This window comes from Leptospira sp. GIMC2001, assembly GCF_028462125.1.
GTDB lineage: Bacteria > Spirochaetota > Leptospiria > Leptospirales > Leptospiraceae.
Window position 1 is genome coordinate 3,987,016 of the sequence record NZ_CP115468.1, and the last position, 20,190, is coordinate 4,007,205.

A 20,190-nucleotide genomic window follows, 5' to 3' on the forward strand; every position below is an offset into this window, starting at 1 on the left:
TTAGTATGATGCCAGTCTATACCTTCCAACTATTGGAATGTCAATACCCAAGAACAAAAAAAATTCAACTTTATAGAAAAAAGTGAATCAGTTTTTTCTATAAATATAGTAAATTTCCAAACCTTAACATTATTGTAAGCTTGTCTAAGTAACCTAAAAAAGGAGAATATTAATGAATATTGGAATACTATCTAAAGAATCTGGAGTTAGTTCTAAGCTCATTCGTCACTATGAAGAGATCGGATTAATTAGTAAAGTAGCCAGAACAGAGAAAGGCTATCGCATTTATGCAGAATCTGATATTCATAATTTAAGATTTATCAAACGTGCTAGAGAATTGGGCTTTTCTCTGCCTGATATAAAAAAGCTATTGAGCCTTTGGAAAAATAAATCACGAACTAGTGAGCAGGTAAAATTGCTTGCAAATAAACACTTAGTTGAGTTAGAAAATAAGCTCAAGCTAATGAAGGATATGGCAGATTCCTTGAGACATCTTGTCCACAATTGCCACGGAGATCATAGGCCAGATTGTCCTATTCTCAAAAAGCTAAGTGATACTTGAAATTTTCCAAATACTATGCTTACTTTAAAATGATTATCACAGGCAGAAACTTTAGAAAAGAATAAAACAGTAGTGCGAAATACTAAATTAAACTATTTAGAATCAGTCTAACAAGCAATGAGTGGCAATGATTTTTATCGCAATCTACCAGCAATTTCGAATTTCAGTGATTTACTTAGATCCGAGTCTTATACCGAAGTTCCGGATGATTGGTGGATCGTTGTTACTGATGTTCAGAATTCTACAAAAGCTATTGAAGAAGGAAGATACAAGGATGTAAATATTTCCGGAGGACTCTGTGCAATGGCTTTGTCCAATCTTGTCACTGATATGGAACATCCATTTGTATTCGGTGGTGACGGAATAACCTTTCTTATTCCTGGCAATATTCTCGCAGACGTGCGTTCTGTCCTAATGGATACCAAGAAAAGTGTAAAAAACTTTTTTGATTTGGATCTTCGCGTGGGTGTTGTTCCTATCGCCAAGCTAAAAATCCAGAATAAGCCTATTCTTGTTGGCAAATGGACCATTAGCAAATATTATAAACAAGCGATATTGCGTGGACCAGGTGTTGGTCAAGCCGAGAGCTGGGTCAAAGAATTCAATTCACCTTATACCATCGGTGATGACGAACCCACTCCAATTCTAGCTAACTTCAATGGTTTTACTTGCCGCTGGAAGGACATACCATCACCTCAGGGAGAAACCATCTCCTTAATTATTCGATTTCTAAGTGAGTTTGATGATACAGAAAATTTTAACAAAACCTTCACAAACTTAGAAACAATCTTGGGCGATGTGAATGATTACCATCCGCTAAATGAGGCGAACTTAGATATTGTTAATCAATTTAAGATTCTTGCTAAAGAAGCAATGGTATCTGCTCGCAGCTCAAGAGGTTTGGGAAAAATCTTTAATCTCGCTCGAATTTATATCGAAACTCTTGTTATGCGACTAGCTATCTTTTTTCGCTTACCCATTAAATCAGACATTTATATTCTTAAGGATCTCAAAGCTCATCAAGTCAATTCATCTGATTTTCGAAAATTTGATGGTGACTTAAAAATGGTGGTATCACTTACCGATACCAAAAGAAAGTCAATGGTTGCATATCTAGATGAGCAAGAGAAGGCAGGTAGATTGGTTTATGGAATGCATATTTCTGACCGTGCTTTGCTTACCTGCCTTATGCATTCGGATTCCAAAAGTGAAGTTCATTTTGTTGATGGAGCTGATGGTGGATATGCGATGGCAGCAAAGATTCTCAAATCAAAACTGTAGGTATTAGATTTTTAATGGAATCCAAAACATTTTAAATATATCTATACCACTTCATCTAATTTAACTAATTCAACCAATTCAATAATAGCTATGCTCATCATCAAATTAGTACAGATTTTCCTAACAATTTTTCTGACTGGATTGATCTGGACGATTCAGTTGGTTCACTATCCCTCTTTTAATGATGTTGGAAAAAATGAATTCATTCAATTTCATAAAAACCATACCACTCGAATCTCCATTCTTGTTATTCCGTTTATGATCTGTGAACTATTGATATCGATCGCTTGGCTGGTTTTGGAGCTGAATCAATTTTCTATTGTCAATGCGTCTTTGGTGCTATTGATTTGGCTTGCTACTTTCCTCATTTCTGTTCCCATTCACAATGCATTAGTTCAAAATTTTAATTTAGTACTAATACAGAAATTAAATCAGACCAATTGGATACGAACCATTCTCTGGAGTCTCAAAAGTTTTCTACTATTAGGATATTTCTTTATTTCTATAAAACAACTTCAATGATTGTACATTATGGCATTTTCCAAATACCGAGAAATCTACAATCGTATTCAACATTTTTCTAACATACAGAGCATCCTAAATTGGGATAGCGAAGTCACGATGCCAGCTGCCGCAAGGGAAGAAAGATCTTTCCAAATTGCCGAAATGACAAAGTTGATTCACGAGATTTTTACTGGCAGCGAATTTGCAAGGGCTCTTGAAGCAGCATCCAATGAAATTGAAAAGAATAACAATGATCCAAAGTATTTTATTAGAAAAAGAGAATTGGAAGTTATTACAAGACGATTAGATAAACAAAAAAAATTACCAACCGATTTTGTTACTAAATTATCTCAGAAAACCAATATTGCTCATGCGAAATGGGTAGAAGCTAAAAAGCAGAAAGATTTCAATTTATTTTCTGAAACATTATCAGAGTTAGTTGATCTAGCAAAAGTGCAAGCAGACTACTATGGTTACGAGAACGAAAGATACGACGCTTTACTAGATGACTATGAAAGAGGAGCAACTGGAACGATGCTTTCGGAACTTTTTGACAATCTTAAGAAAGATCTCGTTCCAATTGTATCCAAAGCAAAATCCTATCCAAATCCTTTCAAGCTACCCATTGATGCAATGAAGCAAAAGAAATTTTGTGAACTCCTTCCACCACGACTTGGACTTTCTCATGATATTTCTCGATTGGATATTAGTGCTCATCCTTTTTCAACAAGCTTAGGTTCTAAGGACAAAAGAATAACAACTCGTTATGATGAATTGGATCCTCTTTCTGCTGTATTTGGTGTGCTACATGAGACCGGTCATTCATTGTATGAAGCTGGACTATCAGAAATGCCCGAGGCACCGAATCCATTAGCAGAATTTCTATCGCTAGGGATTCACGAATCACAAAGTCGTCTTTGGGAGAATCAAGTAGGTAGAAGCCGAGAATTTTGGAACTATTACTATCCTGTTGCATTAGAGAGTTGGGAACTCAAAGAGAGGGATCTACCATTCGATGATTTTTTCAATTATATACAGAGTGTTCAGAAATCCAAAATACGAGTAGAAGCGGATCCTGTTACTTACAATTTGCATATCATACTTAGATTTGAAATTGAAAGAGATCTTATCGCAGACAAGATTAAAGTATCCGATCTTCCAGAACTTTGGCGATCAAAGATGCAAGATTATTTCGGATTGAAGATCGATAACGATGCAGAAGGTGTGCTACAAGATGTTCATTGGTCAATGGCAGCGTTTGGTTACTTCCCGACTTATGCGCTCGGGAATATCTACTCAGCGCAACTATATGAAGCCTTTCTTCGCGATAATCCAGTTTTCAAAGATCATTTAACGAAAACAGGCGAAACCAAAGATTTGCTCGAATGGCTAAAAAAGAATGTTCATCATCAAGGAAGAATTTACGAGGTTCCAGAATTGATTGAGAAAGCGACGGGTTCTGAGCCGAGTAGTGCAAGTTTAATTAAACATTTAAGCAATATCTAATATGATTTGGAGGCTGGTTGAATCACCAGCTTCCACTCGATCCACCACCACCAAAACTTCCACCACCACCACTCCAGCCTCCGCCTCCAGAAGAACTCCAACCTCCAGAGGAACCTGATCCACCTCCGCCGTGTCGAATTGCAGTTAGAAAAATCCATGCAATCACAGAAAATGTCAGAGTTTCAAAGGGTATATCTGCTCTTTTCATTTCTGAAAATAAGCTTCCAATTCCGAAAAATATAAATATAACAACAAAAGCTGTTAAGTAACGACCCATGACTATGAGGATAAAAGCAATTACAAGTCCAATGACTACGAGAACAGATTGAATTGTACTCCATGAAGAAACATCGGAAGTGTCGTAATTTGGATTTGCTTCACTACCAAGATCCGATAACTCTCCGCGAATCAAACCATCTAAAACTTTAACTCCCTCTAACACTCCTTTGTCGAAATTTCCTTCTTTGAAATGAGGCGTGATGTAATCATTGATAATTCTTCTTGCTGTAACATCAGGAATTGCGCCTTCCAAACCATATCCAACTTCGATTCTGAGTTTCCTATCTTCCTTAGCAATCACCAAGATAACGCCATCATCAACGCCTTTGCGTCCGATTTTCCAAGCTTCCGCATACCGCATAGAGAACTGTTCGATCGCTTCGGGCTCCGTTGTGTTAACAATCAGAACTTGAATCTGACTTCCCTTATCTTTTTGCAAAGTGTAGATTATATTTCTGATTTCTTGTTTTGATTCATTTGATAGAAGCCCTATTTTATCTTCAACAGGATCACGAAGTTCTAAAACCTGAGATATATCTTGAGAGTGGAGAAATGTAGGAGATATCAAGAAAAATGTTACAAAATGTACGAGATATAGAAATCGAATACAGGGATTAGAGCGATTAGTGCGTATTCGATTTACCCCATTGAGGTTAATAGCTAGTTTAAATAAAGTAAGAATGCGATTTGTTAACATTTTCATAATTTGTTTCCAAATCTAGAATAGCAATAGGTAGTTTTGAGATTCAAGATAAAAAAAGCCCCTCAGGAAAATCCCGAGAGGCTTTTACTTTTTAACAGTTTCTAGATCTTATCCAATCACTTGAATAACTTTGTTAACACTCCACCATGTAGAACAAAGAATTCAGCAAATACAAGACTTGTAATCGCCATCAATTTAATTAAAATATTGATCGCAGGACCAGATGTATCTTTGAAAGGATCTCCTACGGTGTCACCGACAACGGCAGCTTTGTGTTGATCAGAACCTTTTTTGCCAAGCTTCTCAATGTATTTCTTAGCATTATCCCACGCTCCACCCGAGTTAGCAGATGAAATAGCAAGAACAACTCCAGACACCAAGGCTCCAGCAAGCATACCCGCGAGCGACTTCACACCAAAAAGATATCCCATAACAATTGGTGATGCCAATACTAGAACTCCTGGAGCAATCATTTCTCTGAGTGCTGCAGCAGTTGATATATCCACGCATTTTTTGTAATCAGGTTTACCTGTTCCTTCCATCAAGCCTGGAATTTCTTTGAATTGTCTTCTTACTTCAACAACCATATCCAAAGCCGCTTTACCAACTGACTTCATTGTCATAGCAGAGAAAACGAAAGGCAACATAGCACCAAATAATAATCCACCGAATACAAATGGATCTAATAGCTCAATATTTCTTAGAGATTCATCTTCAGCTCTAGCTCTTGTTATGAACGCTGCAAACAGAGCAAGCGAAGTCAGAGCAGCCGATCCGATTGCAAATCCTTTTCCAACTGCAGCTGTTGTATTACCAGCAGCATCAAGCGTATCAGTTCTATCACGAACTTCTTTACCAAGCTCTGCCATCTCTGCAATACCACCCGCGTTGTCAGATACAGGACCGTAAGCATCAATAGTAAGTCCGACAGCAATAGTTGAGATCATACCGATCGCAGCAATGGCAATTCCATACATACCAGCGATTACGGAAGAGACAACAATTGTAATCACAAGAATTACAACAGGAATCACAGATGATTTATATCCTAATGCTAGACCATAGATGATGTTTGTAGCTGCACCAGTCTCACAAGAATCAACAACTTCACGAACTGGTTTGTAAGTGTGAGATGTATAAATTTCTGTAATCCAACCAATCAACATTCCACCAAACAATCCAAGTAGTAGTGATGTATAAACATTCCATTTTGTAATGACCAGACCATCGATTTCAAATTCGTTGATCATGAAATAGTCTGTTACAAAATACATCATAGCTGCTACGATAAATGTTGAAATCCAAAGTTGAAGTTTTAGCGCTTTCTCAACACTACCATTTTCTTTGATTCTCGCAAAGAATGTAGTTATCAACGAAGCAGGAATTCCAAAAGCAGATATCAATACTGGATAGAGTAGGGCAGAAGAATCACCAGCTAACGCAGCAGAGGTTGCACCAATCACTAGAGCGGCACATGTTGCCTCAGCAGCAGATCCGAAAAGGTCAGCACCCATACCAGCGATATCACCAACGTTATCTCCAACGTTATCAGCAATTGTTGCTGGGTTTCTTGGATCATCTTCTGGTATTCCTTTCTCAACTTTACCTACTAAGTCAGCACCAACATCAGCAGCTTTTGTATAGATTCCACCACCAACGCGACCGAAAAGTGCTACTGAGGAACCACCCAAGCCATAACCTGCTAATGCTTCCATTAGAATATGAGTTGGAACTGTTGCATGCAAACCTGTGAAGATCATATAAAGTGCAATTAGTCCAAGTATTGCTAGACCTATAAGTCCAAATCCCATTACAGCACCAGAATCAAAAGCAACTCGGAATGCTTTGCTCATAGAAGTTTTAGCTGCTTGAGCTGTTCGAACGTTTCCAGCAGTTGCTATCTTCATTCCTATGAAGCCAGATAGACAGGAGATTGCAGCACCAACAACAAAAGCAATAGCTGTATGCAATCCTTCTGAGAATTCTGTTTTAGGATTGTCCAAAAGTAAGAAAATCATTACTGCCATGAACGCAATAAATAGAGAGATTACTTTGTATTCTCTAACTAAGAATGCCATAGCACCATCTGCAATTGCAGCAGCGATTTCCTTTAATTTTACAGTTTGGGGAGTTGTATCATTCACTCCGCCTACTTTGATTGTTACGACCCGGTATGTGTAGAACATTGCCGTAAGTATCGCTAATACGGACATAGCGATGATGATTATCTCTGGGGTCATGAATTACCTCTTTTCTATTTTAAAAAAAATGCACGGTGCAAAACGATTGAAAAAGCCCAAAAGTTCCGATGGAAATAGTATGGGCAACGTTTTCACAACTATAAAAAGGAGTTTGGTAAAATCTTCTAGCATTTTTTCAATTCTGTTTTTGATTTCTTTGCTCTTTTCACCAATACTTTTGTATCCCGCCCCTTCTTCTTATAGTTATGATGAATTGTTGGATCAAGCTGTCGCAAAATTGAAAGCTTACGATTATGGCCGAGCACTAGACAAGCTCACACTTGCCAGAGACAAGCAAGTTCCTTTAGATTATAGATTCTATTATATTCTAGGAGAGACTTATTATAGAATGGGCAAGTTTACAGAAGCAAACCATGAATTCAAAAAGTCCTTAGAACTCGAACCAGGACAGATTGAACTCTTATTGAAATTGAGTGTGTTCCATGAAACAGATCGCAGACCTCAATATTCATTAGAAATTCTTAAATCTTATTTTAAATTTGTTCCTGATAATAAAAATCAAATCTATAGGTCTGCCATACTTGCAAGACAAGTTGGAGAGAACGAATTCGCAATTCAGCAATGGGAATTATTAGAAGGGGACAAAAACTATGAAAAAGAAATTGGAGCGATTCGAGAAGATATACAAAGACTGATTACCCTTAAGAACTGGAATCAAGCTATTGAACAATCCAGAAAATTCCTTCTGTATTTCCCAAGAGATCCACTTCTTCACGAATATCTCATCTTAGCACTTAGAGCATCAGATCACAAAGATCTAGAAAAAGCAATCGTGGACTCCAATGCAATATTTTACAACAATGCAAATTTTTCTATAAGATACGGAATATACTTACAAGAAAAAGAAAGAATGCTTGAAGCACTTGCAGCATTTCGTCGGGCTTATACGATTATTTTGCGTGAGTCAAATGACAGGCAATTGTCTGAAGTAAGTTTTCTGATTCGACAGACCTATCATTTTCTCAATCGAGAGCATGATGCGCGAGCGCTTGCAGAACTTCAAAAGATCTTGAAATCAAAAGATGCAGAGAAGGAAAAAAGACTACTGCAAGCAACGATCACCTATCCGAAGAATAGAGAGATTTTGGTATATGCCATTTATTTTCTTGATCAGAGAATATTAGAATCTAATACAAAAGAAGATTTCGATCCTTCGGTAGAGTCTGCATTAATTAGCAAAATCAAAAATCTCAATCAACAACTCAAAGACCGTGATCTTGAAAATGAAGAGACGGAATTGATCCGTGTAATTGGTCCTTTCACTCAAGAAAAAAACTAAGAATGATATTTCTTCTTATCTTCAATGATCGTTGCTACAACGGATGGATCAGCCAATGTTGAGATATCACCCAATCCATCGAATTCTCCACAGGCAATCTTTCGCAAAATTCTACGCATAATTTTTCCAGACCGAGTCTTAGGTAGGGAAGGAGTCCAATGAATAATATCAGGTCTTGCAATTTTCCCAATGATCTTCTCAACGGACGCGATCAACTCCTTCTTTAAATCATCATTAGTAGCGACACCTTGTTTGACCGTAACATAGGCATAGATCGCTTGCCCCTTGATATCATGTGGAAAACCAACCACAGCTGCTTCGGCAACAGATTTATGTTCAACCAGTGCTGATTCAACTTCTGCAGATCCAATTCTATGCCCGGATACATTTAGTACGTCATCAACACGTCCTGTAATCCAATAGTAACCATCTTTGTCTCGCCTTGCCCCGTCTCCCGTGAAATAGTATCCTGGAAATTGAGAGAAGTATGTATCAAAAAATCTTTTTTTATCTCCGTAAACTCCGCGCATCATAGACGGCCAAGGGCTTGATATACAAAGATTACCAGATATTTCACCTTTATCTTTTATCTCATTTCCTTCATTGTCAACTAACACTGGCTTTATGCCGAAGAATGGCAAAGTAGCTGAACCTGGCTTTGTCGCAATGGCACCAGGCAAAGGTGATATCATGATGGAACCTGTTTCTGTCTGCCACCATGTATCTACTATAGGACATTGTCCTTTTCCAATATTTTTATTGTACCATTCCCAAGCCTCTGGGTTGATTGGCTCTCCAACAGTTCCCAACAATCTTAGAGACTTAAGTGATCTTTTATTCACATGATCGACGCCTTCTCTTGCAAGTGCACGAATGGCAGTTGGTGCTGTATAGAAAACGTTCACTTTGTACTTATCAATAACGTCCCAGAATCTTCCCGCATCAGGATATGTTGGAACTCCTTCGAACATTATTGAAGTTGCTCCATTAGACAAAGGTCCGTACAAAATGTAACTATGACCAGTGATCCATCCGATATCTGCTGTGCACCAATATGTATCCTCTGGTTTGTAATCAAAAACATAATTGAAAGTCAAATTGGCACCTAAGAGGTAACCACCTGTAGTATGCAAAACTCCCTTGGGTTTTCCTGTGGATCCAGAAGTATAAAGAATGAATAGCGGATCTTCTGCATCCATCGCTTCCGGAGGACACTCAACGCTATTAGCCTGATCCTTCATCAAGTAATGATACCAATGATCTCGTCCTTCTTTCCAATTAAGATTGGTCTCCGAACCAGTCCTTCTTACGACGATCATATTTTTGATTTTTTCTTTACATAGAGCAATGGCATCATCGACATTCTTTTTAAGGTCGATCATCTTACCACCCCGGTAACCACCATCGGAAGTGATCACTAAAGTAGGTTTACAATCTTCAATTCTTCCGTGCAATGCCTCAGGGGAAAAGCCTCCAAACACCACCGAATGAACAGCACCTATTCTCGTGCATGCAAGGCAAGCTATCGCCAATTCTGGAATCATCGGCAGATAGATTAATACTCGATCTCCTTTCTTAACACCGAACTTTTTGATTACATTTGAGAATTTATTTACTTCGCGGTATAGATCTAGATAGGTTAAAGTGCGTGATTCTTCAGGGTTATCACCTTCCCAGATCAATGCAGCTTTATTCTTAAGTGGAGTTGTGAGATGGCGGTCTATACAATTGTATGAAACATTTAATTTACCCGATTCAAACCATTTTACTTTAGCATTTTTAAAGTCATGGCTTAAAACTTTTGTCCACTTCTTAAACCAAGTCAACCTCTTCGCTTGCTCTCCCCAAAACTTCTGAGGATTGGTTATAGATAACTTATACAATTCCTTATAGGATTTGAGAGTAAGATTCGATTTTTTAACGAATTCTTTGGAAGGTGTGAGAATTCTTTCCTTTGCCATAACAAAAATTATCTACTAGTAAAGATCGGTGAGTTGATTTTTCCAAGAATCGCTGAAGTAAATGATCCAACAAAAAATTCTTTCACTCCACCGGTTCCATAGACACCCATTACCAAAAGAGATGGATTGTGCTCTTTAAAGTAACCGATTACCGGTTCCCAAGTTGTATCAGGTGCGTGGATCGGTTTCTCAATACATTTAATATTATGATGACTTAGATATTCGCTAACGGTTTTTACGTTCGATTGTGCTTGATCGATATTAGAAGAAGATGATATAACAGTAATTTTTTCATATTGGTTGGCAAGTCCAGTAAGAACAAACATTTGGATCGACTTATTGGATAAGATGCTTCCATCAGTTGTTATCACGGCTTCTTTAAATGAATTAGGAGATACATCTTCTGGTACAATCATCATCGGTCTATGAGTTGACTTGGTGATATGAGAGAAGGTATCGCATTCTTCTCGTTGAGTTGCATATTTAAAATAAGTTTTAGAACCAATAACTAAAAGATCATGCTTAACCATTTCATGAATGATCTCTTCAGTCGGATTTCCTGTTTTTCTAATAAACTCAGATTGGATTCTACGCTCTTTCGCTGTCTTATCAAAAGTTTGAAATAAAGCATCAGCTGCATCAAAAGCCTCTTTTAATACAGATTCTTTGGCTCTATCGGAAAAACCAGCCGATCCTAAAGGTTTTGCTTTGGTTTCAGTTATTGCAGGTTCATCGACTATCGACATACCAAAAAGTTTTGCTTTTGTTTTGGAAGAAATATCGGAAGCAAGATTTAAACCGGCCTGGGTATAAGAACTTGAATCCATAGGTAGTAAAATGCTGCCAATCATTGATGAACCTCTTTTTTCGATCATTTTCCTTTAATTGACTGGTTTGTCGAGAGAATAATTACTTTTCCATAATAGATCATCAAAGCAGTATGCATTATGACTTTTAGAATCGGTATAGATGCGAGAATGATCAACCATTCCGGCATAGGAGTAAGAATACAGAATGTTCTTCAATTCTGGAAAGATCCTTTTCCAGACACTGAACTCTATATTTTTGGTGATCCAGATCTATTAGAAAATTATATACTACCGAAGCATTCCAAAATCATACGCTACAAAGCAAAAATCTATTCAATCAGAGAACTCTTTGGTCATCCATTGATGAAGAAAATGGATCTATTAGATATTCCACATTTCAATGCTCCGCTTAAGTATTTGCATAAATCAATAGTTACGATTCATGATTTGATTCCATGGGTTATGAGAGAATTCCATTCGAGTTGGATAAAACGAATCTATCTTAGAATTAACCTAAATAGAATATTTAAAAAATCGAAACAGATTGTAGCAGTTTCGGAATTCACAGCTGTTGATATAGAAAGGGAATTTGGCATGCCAAGCAATGGAATTGTTGTGATTCATAATGGTATTGACCACTACTTATACAGGTCCCAACCAATTTCTAAGGTTGAATCTTTTAAAAAGAAATACAATCTTCCAGAAAAGTTCTTTCTAACAGTGGGAATTGGAAAAGGTCATAAGAACCAAAAATTTCTGATAGATTGCTTAGGTAACGAATGGATGAAGGAAGCTAATATGCCGCCCCTGGTTATAGCAGGAGTTGGAGGAAAAATCCCGAACTACTTGAAGGATACCTACGAGAAGTGGAAAAGGAAAATAATCATTCTACCGCGAATTTCAGATCGGGAAATGCCACTGATGTATCAATCGGCTTTTATTTTAATCTTTCCATCACTGTATGAAGGTTTTGGATTCCCAGTTGTCGAAGCTTCTGCAATGGGAACTCTAGTACTATCTTCGAATGCTACAGTTTTGCCTGAAGTATTAGGCGAAGGCGCCTTGTATTTTGATCCATATTCAGCCGAAAGTTTTTCGACTCAATTGCACGCATCATTGCAATTAAAAGCAAGCAAAAGAAAGATCATTACCAGTTTGGCTCAAAGACATTCCAAAAAGTTTAATTGGGATAAAACTGTGATAGAAATCCAGAAAAACTATCTGCGTATCGCGAAAATGATGTAGATTTAAGATTCTCGGTCTTTGCAAAATTGATCTTGGCTCTGAAAATGTTCTAAATTTTTGATCAATAATTGGTGAGGATTGAAATTTTCCTTTATCTTTTTTTAACTTTAATGAGAATCATTATCAGTTTCTATTGACTTTTCAGCTCCTTCCTCGTACGTTGGTCTCAATGTCGAGGTTCATTTTAAATGATTAAATGCCACTGCGGTGAAGTTTTTTTTGATGAGATTGTTCGAGTTGCTCAGGAAACTGGGAGAGATCATCGCGAGGTGATGGTAGAATTGGGAGCAGCACAAGTATGCACAGCTTGTCTCGGTGAATTGATGGCTTACTGTGAAGAAAGACTATCCAGAATTCTTGAAGTTGCATAGTCACGAAATTATTGACACGAATCTTTTTGACTTGGTAATCGAAAAAGCGCTTCATTCTGATCGTAAACGATCCAATCACAATTTTCATGAATTACCAGAAGTTTACCAAAGATTTCTAAATGTTCTTACCAAAGGAACTTACGTTCAACCGCACCGCCATAAAAATCCAGCGAAACCAGAGACTTTTATCGCACTAAAAGGCAAATTAGGATTTTTAATCTTTGATGACTCGGGCGCTATTATTAATAAATATCTTATTTCGTCTGAAGGACCCATTTACGGCATTGACTTAAAACCAGGAGATTGGCATAGTATCGTAACACTTTCCGATGTTTGCGTTTGTTTCGAAGGCAAATCTGGACCTTATAATCCATCTGATGATAAGGAATTTGCAAGCTTTGCACCAAAGGAAGGTGATTTAGATTGCGGGCAGTTTCTTGAAAATTGGGAAAGTCTCTTCGAAGAATCATATTAAAATCAGTATACCTCGTTCACAGCAATTTATTCAGCATAATCTTTGTTATTGTTTTTCAATTTGGCTGTTCGGCTCGCCAAATTTTCATACCTTATGATAAACATATTCAGGCAAAAATTGTAGTAGATGGGATAGAAAGATCTTTCCATTACTATCTTCCAACTTCCTACAATCCAAAAAATCCATTGCCTGTAATTTTTATATTGCATGGAGGTGGAGGATCACCTCAGAGCATGATCAATCTAACTCGAATTTCTGATCATGCGGAAAGAAAAAATTTTATCGCAGTCTATCCTCAAGGTTACGGAAATCGTTGGAATGACGGAAGAGGAATCCAAGGATCTATTGCGGACGAAAAAAATATAGATGATGAAAAATTTATTCTAAATCTAAAAAGTTTTTTTATCAATAATTTCTCAACTGATTCAGGGAGATTTGGAATATTAGGATTTTCTAACGGAGGCTTCATGACATGGAAGCTTGCTTGCTCAGAACAGAATGAATTTCATAAGTATTCATCAGTTGCAGCTGGAATATCAGTGCCAATTTATAACCAATGCAAACCTAAACATTATAAATCCATGCTACTAATCTTTGGGGAGAAAGACGAGGTTGTTCCTTTCTCGGGAGGGAAAATCCAAACTTCTTTGAATGGAAAAACCAGCTATCTTGGAGAGACAAAATCATACTATGATAGTTTAGATTTCTGGTCTCGGATCAACTCTTGCCAGAATCAAAATACAGAATTTATAAGTGATGTGAATCGAAAAGATTCTAAAGCTATTCTAAAAACAACTTACAAAAATTGTGCATCCAATGTTGAATTGGAAGGCTACGCTATAAAAAATTTGAATCATATTTGGCCGAACGGATTCTATTATCATTCTGAAAACAACTTTGGATATCTTTCAAGCGAAATTGATGCAAGTGAATTGATTATTGATTTTATGCTCACTAGATAATTCCTAACTTTGCGGTTTTTTATACATTCCATTAGTGAATAAAATATTTACAATAAACTATCTTCCGCCCTATACCCTGATGGGTATAAGTTCTAGTTGACAATAAAATCTTTTTCTAATAAATTTGTAAATAGAGGGTATTAAAATGAAATTAAATATGGGAACTATAGATAGAATTGTCCGTGCACTGCTTGCACTAATAGTCGCTGGATTGTATTTCGGTGGGTTTATCTCAGGTACCATTGCTATTGTACTTGGAGTTATTGCCATTGTACTTTTAGGCACAAGTCTTGTTGGAAGCTGCCCACTTTATATTCCATTGAAAATATCGACTAAAGGAAAATAGTAATGCTAAGGATTCTCTCAAATACAATTGTTACTCTAATATTTGGAGTAACAATTTTGCAATGTGCGACCTCATTTGATGAAGCACAAACAAAACAAAAAACGATTGTAATTTTCAAAGAATTCAAAGGAGAATTGCAAGGCGAACTTATTAAAGCAGTCAACGAGCGAGGTGCTGAGAATTCTATTGAAGTTTGTGCTAAGATTTCTCCAGAGATTGAAGCTAAAATTTCCAAAAATAAAGGATTCTCGATGAAAAGAATTTCTGATAAGAATAGAAACCCTTTACACGCTCCTGATGAATTTGAAGCAAAAATTTTGGATGAGTGGAAGGCTTCTTTAGCAAAAGGTGATAAACCAGCTGTTTACACTCAAAGAGTAGGAAATGAATTTAGAGTTCTGAATCCAATTATGATAGATAATCCAACCTGTCTTCAATGCCACGGTAATGAAAAAGATATCAAACCAGAGACCTTAGAAAAAATTCAGCTAAATTATCCTAACGATAAAGCCAAAGGTTATAAACTGGGTGAACTTCGTGGCGCTATGTCGGGAACCTGGAAAATTTAATCAGTATAATAAAGGTAAATATTAATTATGAAAACATGGATTCTTTTTTTACCTTTTATATTTGCGTATATTTTTGTTTTTTTGGGTATTTATTTAGTTTGGGGTAGTGATGTTCCGCAGACTGGTGTAGAATGGTTTAAGATCCTAGGCTCTTCGGCATTGTATTTGGTTTCCGGAATTGTTGGATTTATAATAATATCATTATATACTTTATATAGACTGGTAAGAGAAAGTATACTCTTTGATGCGATTAAGAAACACTGGCCAATCATCATTGCTTTGATTTACCCATTTCTTCCGAATCTTCCTGGTCCGATTGATGAAGTTGCGGTTGCAACTATAATGAGTAGTTTAGCAGGCTATTTCGGATGGAAAACCAATTCTGTTAAAAATAAATCCACTGAGACAATCGGTTAAATTTTTCACTTAACCATTCGCAACGATCGGAGACATACAAAACCAATAATCCCTAGCATAAGTGAAACAATTCCCGAGATAAAGATTGTTTCTGACAAACTCAAAAAGTCCGTAAGTTTACCAAAGCACAAACCAGATATAGCTGGCGTAATCAAAAATATCAAAGTATAAAAACTCATAACTCGTCCTCTAAGCTGATTCGGAGTACATTCTTGAATCACAGATGGAATAAATGTTGTGACAGAACCGACAAAAAAACCAACAATGAGTAGTAAAGGGAATACAATGTAAATTTCTTTAGAGAGTCCGATACCTAGAAAAAATAAGGCACCAATCAAAAGTCCGTTTAGAATGAATTTACCTCTACTGCTAAATTTCATAATCAAAGCAGTCGCGAAAGCACCAGACATCAAACCTATTCCGAGCAATCCCATCATCATTCCTCGCCCAGATTCAGATAGAGCTAGATCTTTTTTACCGAATTCAGGTAACAATACTTGAATAGTTCCTACAGAGACCATAGCGATAAACATTGCTATCAAAGCTTGCGATATTCGGTTTTCTGATTTAACAAACGCAAAAGATTCTTCCATCGCTGCTTTTCTTAACGGTTGTTGATCTTGCTTGAAATGCGGAACTGTGATAAAAAATAAAACAATCGTACTTACATAGTAGATGCTACCCGTAATCATAAGCAGCGTCCCATAAGAAAATATTTCCCGGATAAGTCCAGCAAGTATTGGCGCTACTGTAAATCCCAAAAGTAAAAGCTTGTTCAAGGATATTGTAGACTTGGTGATTTTGGATGAATCTACCAAGTCTCCTAGTATCGCGAATCTACCTGGCATTAAAAAACTCATTCCGATTCCGTTGGTAAATGCAAAAACAAAAAGAAGTTCTTTATTCTCTGAGGTCAGAATTCCGAAGTAACTGAGCAGACCTGGGATGAATGCAGACGACGCAGCAATCAATTGACTTATGCCTATTACATATTTTCGAGGATACTTATCTAAAATGAATCCCGCCCTAAATGATAAGAATAAAAAAGGCAAATAGGCAATAAAAAAGACTAGTGAGGCAAACGACTTTTGATCTGACAAGCTATGTGAAAATATTATAATAGAATAATTAAACATATTCCCAGAAAGAAGACCAAGCGACGCAGAAAAAAGGTACAATTTGTCCCGATTATGATTCATAGGATCATTTAAATTTAATTATCAAAAAAGAAGCATCTAAATTTTGTATTTCGACTTCTAAAAAGTCTTCTCTTTCTTTCCACAATTCCAGCTCTACTATGACCAAATGATAATCGTTGAAATCTTCCGATTTTAAAGTAGAGAATAAGGTTACAGGTAGTATTTTAATTTTCCTATTGTGTTCTCTTTGTAAATAATGTATAAATTTTTCATAACCTAATGCGGAATTGTTCTTTTTTAGAATTAAAACTTTACGTATTTTGTCGAGTCCGTTATCCAAAAGAACACCGACATTACAGGGAGCGTAGCTCAATATAGATCTAATTCTTCCGCCTAGAATATTTTTAGTGAAAAGTGATTTCGCGGCACCAATTAATAGAAAACGAGAATTGGCTTTCTTAGCCTGATTCAAAATTTCATATGTTACATTCTCGGTTGTTCTGTGAACCATTTCCACATTGAAGCTGAGTGAAGTTGTCAGTTCCTCAATATCGGCAAATGATTTTTTTTTGTATTCTTTCTCTTCTTCCGGCGAAAGGATTTCTGTTGGTGTAATATGCACAACGGATATTTGAGTCTTGTCTTTGCTTCCTCCGAATAGAAAATCTGACAATTTGATAAGTGCGACTCCCATTGAAGGTTGAGCAAATGATATTAATATTTTTTTAAAAGCTTCAAGCGGTGTTGATTTTTCAGATTTTTCAGTAAATATTTTATTAATTAAATTTAAGCCAGGTCCCGCCGCAAGAGTTGTCACTAATGTCATTACAACGAAGGCTGAGAAAAGAGCAGGAGTAATGATACCTAATTGAAATCCAATATTCAAAACAATCAACTCCATCAATCCACGTGTATTCATCAATACACCAAGACTTAGTGAGTCTTTCCAGTTCATTCCTACATATCGTGAAGTTAGACTCGCACCAATAAATTTCCCAACAATTGCAAATACTAGAACCAGAAGTAAAACTTGGAAAAGTCCATTGTCTCCTAAAGCCCAAAGATTTGTTCTCATTCCTGTATAAGCAAAGAATAAAGGCAGTAAGAAAACTAATGCAATGTAATCAATTCTTTCAGATATAAGATCTTTTAATTTCTGATCGGAAGGCATTACGACTCCGGCAAAAAATGCACCAATGAGTGCATGAATCCCAATCATCTCAGTGATAAGAGCTGAGAAGAATAGAAACACAAAAACAATTGCCATGGCAGTTTTTGTTAAGTTCTCTTTACTTACATAGATCTCACTCAATCTTCGAAGAAATGGATTGATTAGATAGACCATAGCAATTCCGTACATAACAGTGAGAGCTATTGTTACACCAACTCCAATGTAGCTATCGGATTGGATAAGAGCAACGATCATAGCAAGCAGGGACCAAGCTGTAAGGTCATCAAATGCAGCACATGCAATTGCCATCGTTCCAAGACTTGTTTTCGTTAAACCCTTTTCATGCAATATTCTTGCAAGAACTGGAAAAGCAGTGATACTCATTGCGATTCCGATGAATAATGCGAATGGTATAAAACTTACATTTGCTGGAGCATGATCCGTAAAGATCATAAAAGCTAAGATCATTCCGAGCAAAAAAGGAAATAAAATACTCGTGTGACTTATTAGTATTGCTGACTGAGCTTTCTTTTTTATAAAGCTTGTGTCAATCTCCATGCCTATAACAAACATGAACAAAATCAATCCTAACTGGCTCAAAATTTCCAAGATTTTCATTTGATCTTCCGAAAAGAAAAAGCTATGAATTTCCGGAGCGAAGAATCCAAAAAAACTTGGGCCGAGTAATATACCTGCGATGATCTCTCCGATAACTGTCGGCTGACCTAACTTGCGAAATAAAATTCCTACAAGTCTCGCAAGAATCATGATTATAACAATTTGAAATAGAATTTTAGCAAGACTTGAAGACGCATTTGACTTAAATTGTGAAGCCACTCTACTCCATTCGGAAGATTCTAAAATTATATTTTTTTCTGAAGATGAATGATTTCTATCCGGAATTATCTGTTCTTGATAAGTTTCTGTTTGCACAGATTCCTTCAACATTGTTCGTCCTTCCCATAGCACAACAGAAGCAATGCAAAGACTTACTATTGTAATTACTAGGTAAGCAAGAATATTTCTGCTAGACATGAATTGAACACCCCGTGTGCCTTCATATTTGTCAAAGTGGAAAGAATGAAAATCCTTTTTTTAAAAAAAGCAAATTATTAGTAATACTTGAATTATTTGGAATTGAGGATCATAATCGTTTCGAAATGTTTTGTTCGTGGAAAAAAATCAACTAAGTATAGTTTCGATATTTTGTAAAAGCTATTTAGACTCTGTATAGTTTTCCAATCCCGTGCCAAAGTATGAGGATCACAACTGGAATATATTACAGTTTGAGGTCTTAGATTAACCAGAGCATGTATTACCTTATCTTGAAGTCCCGCCCTCGGCGGATTCACAATCCAGGTTGGATATTCTCCTTCTTTTATTACGGGAAAATTCTTGTACAAATCCATGGTTTTGTAATGGAAATTTTTAACTTTGTTGAACTCAGCATTTGTCTTAGCGAATTGGATTGAGTCTTTGGATGATTCAATTCCTAGTAATTTTGTAATATAACTTGAAGCATATTGACCAATACTTCCTACACCACAGAATAATTCTAATACTGGCATTGGTTTTGATTCTAATTTTTCCTTAATGATTTCAAGCCAAGGCTTTATTAGAAATTGATTTGTTTGGAAAAAGCCATTGATTGGAACTTGGAAAGAATAATCATCTATAGAGAAATTTGAAATCTCTAATTTATAATCTATCACATCTTCCGAAGAGCCATGAAAATTTTGGTTGAGTCGAAATTTTAAATTCAGATCTTCATGCGAATTATTGGAAGGTTTTTTCAAACTTGAAATGGTTGAGAGCATTCCATTCAATTTATCATCAAGATTTTTGCATCCTAAATGTTGGATGTCAACAATGGAGTTAGAATGCCGCTGGTAGAATCCAATTCCAGCTTTTGGTGATGATTTGAATTGGACATTGTTTCGATATCCGAACATTTTGTTACTCAGGACTTCTATAGTGTCCGATTCAATTTTGAGTAAGTCGGATAGTTCTGCTTTTTTTAATAAATGCTCTTGTTCATAACTTATATGTCTGTAGTTACATCCACCACATTTAGGAAACACTTCACAGTCCGACGAAATCTCAACATAGGCATGGATAATTTTGCTAGTTTCCTTTTCAATTATGCATTCAGACTCAATTCCTGGCAATCCACCCACAATAAATACTGGCTTTCCTTCATGATAACCAAGACAAACCCCCCCATGAACCCACTTTGTAGGCGTTATTTTTACTGACTTTACCATCTAAATTAACTAATTACTTTATATTTCGATGTCTATTAGAATTATAATTTTATTTGAGTTCTTCTTTTTAATTTTTCTATCACATA

The 20,190-nt window shown here is 36.4% G+C and carries 19 protein-coding genes; 12 read left to right on the forward strand and 7 right to left on the reverse strand.

The features are described from left to right. Positions 1 to 172 precede the first annotated feature (172 nt). From cueR to O4O04_RS19690, 4 genes are all read left to right on the forward strand, one after another. Positions 173 to 562 (forward strand): Cu(I)-responsive transcriptional regulator, encoded by a 390-nt coding sequence (gene cueR, locus O4O04_RS19675; RefSeq protein ID WP_272533629.1) that lies wholly within the window; start codon positions 173 to 175, stop codon positions 560 to 562. A gap of 117 nt (positions 563 to 679) precedes the next feature. Next, positions 680 to 1,843, forward strand: coding sequence for a DUF3095 domain-containing protein (locus O4O04_RS19680; protein WP_272533630.1), 1,164 nt, complete (start codon positions 680 to 682; stop codon positions 1,841 to 1,843). 90 nt (positions 1,844 to 1,933) lie between these two features. Beyond that, the gene (locus O4O04_RS19685) at positions 1,934 to 2,365 is read left to right on the forward strand and encodes a hypothetical protein (RefSeq protein ID WP_272533631.1); all 432 of its coding nucleotides are present in this window, start codon (positions 1,934 to 1,936) and stop codon (positions 2,363 to 2,365) included. Positions 2,366 to 2,374: 9 nt separating this feature from the next. Beyond that, positions 2,375 to 3,853 carry a carboxypeptidase M32 gene (locus O4O04_RS19690; RefSeq protein ID WP_272533632.1) on the forward strand — a complete coding sequence of 493 codons (1,479 nt, stop codon included), beginning with the start codon at positions 2,375 to 2,377 and terminating at the stop codon, positions 3,851 to 3,853. A gap of 22 nt (positions 3,854 to 3,875) precedes the next feature. Here the strand turns inward: O4O04_RS19690 and O4O04_RS19695 are convergent, their stop codons facing one another. Next, positions 3,876 to 4,835, reverse strand: coding sequence for a TPM domain-containing protein (locus O4O04_RS19695; RefSeq protein ID WP_272533634.1), 960 nt, complete (start codon positions 4,833 to 4,835; stop codon positions 3,876 to 3,878). A gap of 116 nt (positions 4,836 to 4,951) precedes the next feature. Continuing rightward, on the reverse strand, positions 4,952 to 7,075 hold the full coding sequence (locus tag O4O04_RS19700; RefSeq protein WP_272533635.1) for a sodium-translocating pyrophosphatase: 2,124 nt from the start codon (positions 7,073 to 7,075) through the stop codon (positions 4,952 to 4,954). Between O4O04_RS19700 and O4O04_RS19705 the strand changes: the two genes are divergently transcribed. Beyond that, entirely contained in the window at positions 7,074 to 8,375 is a 1,302-nt protein-coding gene (locus tag O4O04_RS19705; protein ID WP_272533637.1) for a tetratricopeptide repeat protein, read from the forward strand. The two genes, O4O04_RS19700 and O4O04_RS19705, sit on opposite strands and share 2 nt — an antisense overlap. Here O4O04_RS19705 and acs read toward each other — a convergent pair. Together acs and O4O04_RS19715 are read right to left on the reverse strand one after the other, a co-directional pair. Next, on the reverse strand, positions 8,372 to 10,336 hold the full coding sequence (acs, locus tag O4O04_RS19710; RefSeq protein ID WP_272533639.1) for an acetate--CoA ligase: 1,965 nt from the start codon (positions 10,334 to 10,336) through the stop codon (positions 8,372 to 8,374). The two genes, O4O04_RS19705 and acs, sit on opposite strands and share 4 nt — an antisense overlap. Positions 10,337 to 10,344: 8 nt before the next feature. Then, positions 10,345 to 11,211, reverse strand: coding sequence for a hypothetical protein (locus O4O04_RS19715; RefSeq protein WP_272533640.1), 867 nt, complete (start codon positions 11,209 to 11,211; stop codon positions 10,345 to 10,347). Between the two features lie 72 nt (positions 11,212 to 11,283). Between O4O04_RS19715 and O4O04_RS19720 the strand changes: the two genes are divergently transcribed. The 7 genes from O4O04_RS19720 (at position 11,284) to O4O04_RS19750 (ending at position 15,530) form a co-directional block, all read left to right on the forward strand. After that, positions 11,284 to 12,390, forward strand: coding sequence for a glycosyltransferase family 4 protein (locus O4O04_RS19720; protein ID WP_272533641.1), 1,107 nt, complete (start codon positions 11,284 to 11,286; stop codon positions 12,388 to 12,390). 188 nt (positions 12,391 to 12,578) lie between these two features. Next, positions 12,579 to 12,761, forward strand: a complete 183-nt coding sequence (locus O4O04_RS19725) for a hypothetical protein (protein ID WP_272533642.1) — start codon at positions 12,579 to 12,581, stop codon at positions 12,759 to 12,761. Beyond that, positions 12,724 to 13,236: a WbuC family cupin fold metalloprotein gene (locus tag O4O04_RS19730; RefSeq protein WP_272533644.1), complete on the forward strand. Its 513-nt coding sequence runs from the start codon at positions 12,724 to 12,726 to the stop codon at positions 13,234 to 13,236. Before O4O04_RS19725 ends, O4O04_RS19730 begins: the two co-directional genes overlap by 38 nt. Further along, entirely contained in the window at positions 13,206 to 14,198 is a 993-nt protein-coding gene (locus tag O4O04_RS19735) for a CE1 family esterase (RefSeq protein ID WP_272533645.1), read from the forward strand. The genes O4O04_RS19730 and O4O04_RS19735 overlap by 31 nt, the downstream gene beginning before the upstream one ends. 145 nt (positions 14,199 to 14,343) lie before the next feature. Beyond that, positions 14,344 to 14,544 carry a YgaP family membrane protein gene (locus O4O04_RS19740; RefSeq protein ID WP_272533647.1) on the forward strand — a complete coding sequence of 67 codons (201 nt, stop codon included), beginning with the start codon at positions 14,344 to 14,346 and terminating at the stop codon, positions 14,542 to 14,544. A 2-nt stretch (positions 14,545 to 14,546) separates the two neighbouring features. After that, entirely contained in the window at positions 14,547 to 15,113 is a 567-nt protein-coding gene (locus tag O4O04_RS19745; protein ID WP_272533649.1) for a Tll0287-like domain-containing protein, read from the forward strand. Between the two features lie 27 nt (positions 15,114 to 15,140). Continuing rightward, the gene (locus O4O04_RS19750; RefSeq protein ID WP_272533650.1) at positions 15,141 to 15,530 is read left to right on the forward strand and encodes a hypothetical protein; all 390 of its coding nucleotides are present in this window, start codon (positions 15,141 to 15,143) and stop codon (positions 15,528 to 15,530) included. A gap of 5 nt (positions 15,531 to 15,535) precedes the next feature. On the opposite strand, the gene O4O04_RS19755 is transcribed toward O4O04_RS19750, so the two are convergent. The 3 genes from O4O04_RS19755 to O4O04_RS19765 all read right to left on the reverse strand — a co-directional run bounded on the left by O4O04_RS19755 (position 15,536) and on the right by O4O04_RS19765 (position 20,104). Further along, complete coding sequence (locus O4O04_RS19755) at positions 15,536 to 16,729, reverse strand: MFS transporter (RefSeq protein WP_272533652.1); 1,194 nt, start codon at positions 16,727 to 16,729, stop codon at positions 15,536 to 15,538. Positions 16,730 to 16,733: 4 nt separating this feature from the next. Continuing rightward, positions 16,734 to 18,875, reverse strand: a complete 2,142-nt coding sequence (locus O4O04_RS19760) for a cation:proton antiporter (RefSeq protein WP_272533654.1) — start codon at positions 18,873 to 18,875, stop codon at positions 16,734 to 16,736. Positions 18,876 to 18,967: 92 nt separating this feature from the next. Beyond that, positions 18,968 to 20,104, reverse strand: coding sequence for a class I SAM-dependent RNA methyltransferase (locus O4O04_RS19765; RefSeq protein ID WP_272533656.1), 1,137 nt, complete (start codon positions 20,102 to 20,104; stop codon positions 18,968 to 18,970). Positions 20,105 to 20,190: the final 86 nt, after the last annotated feature.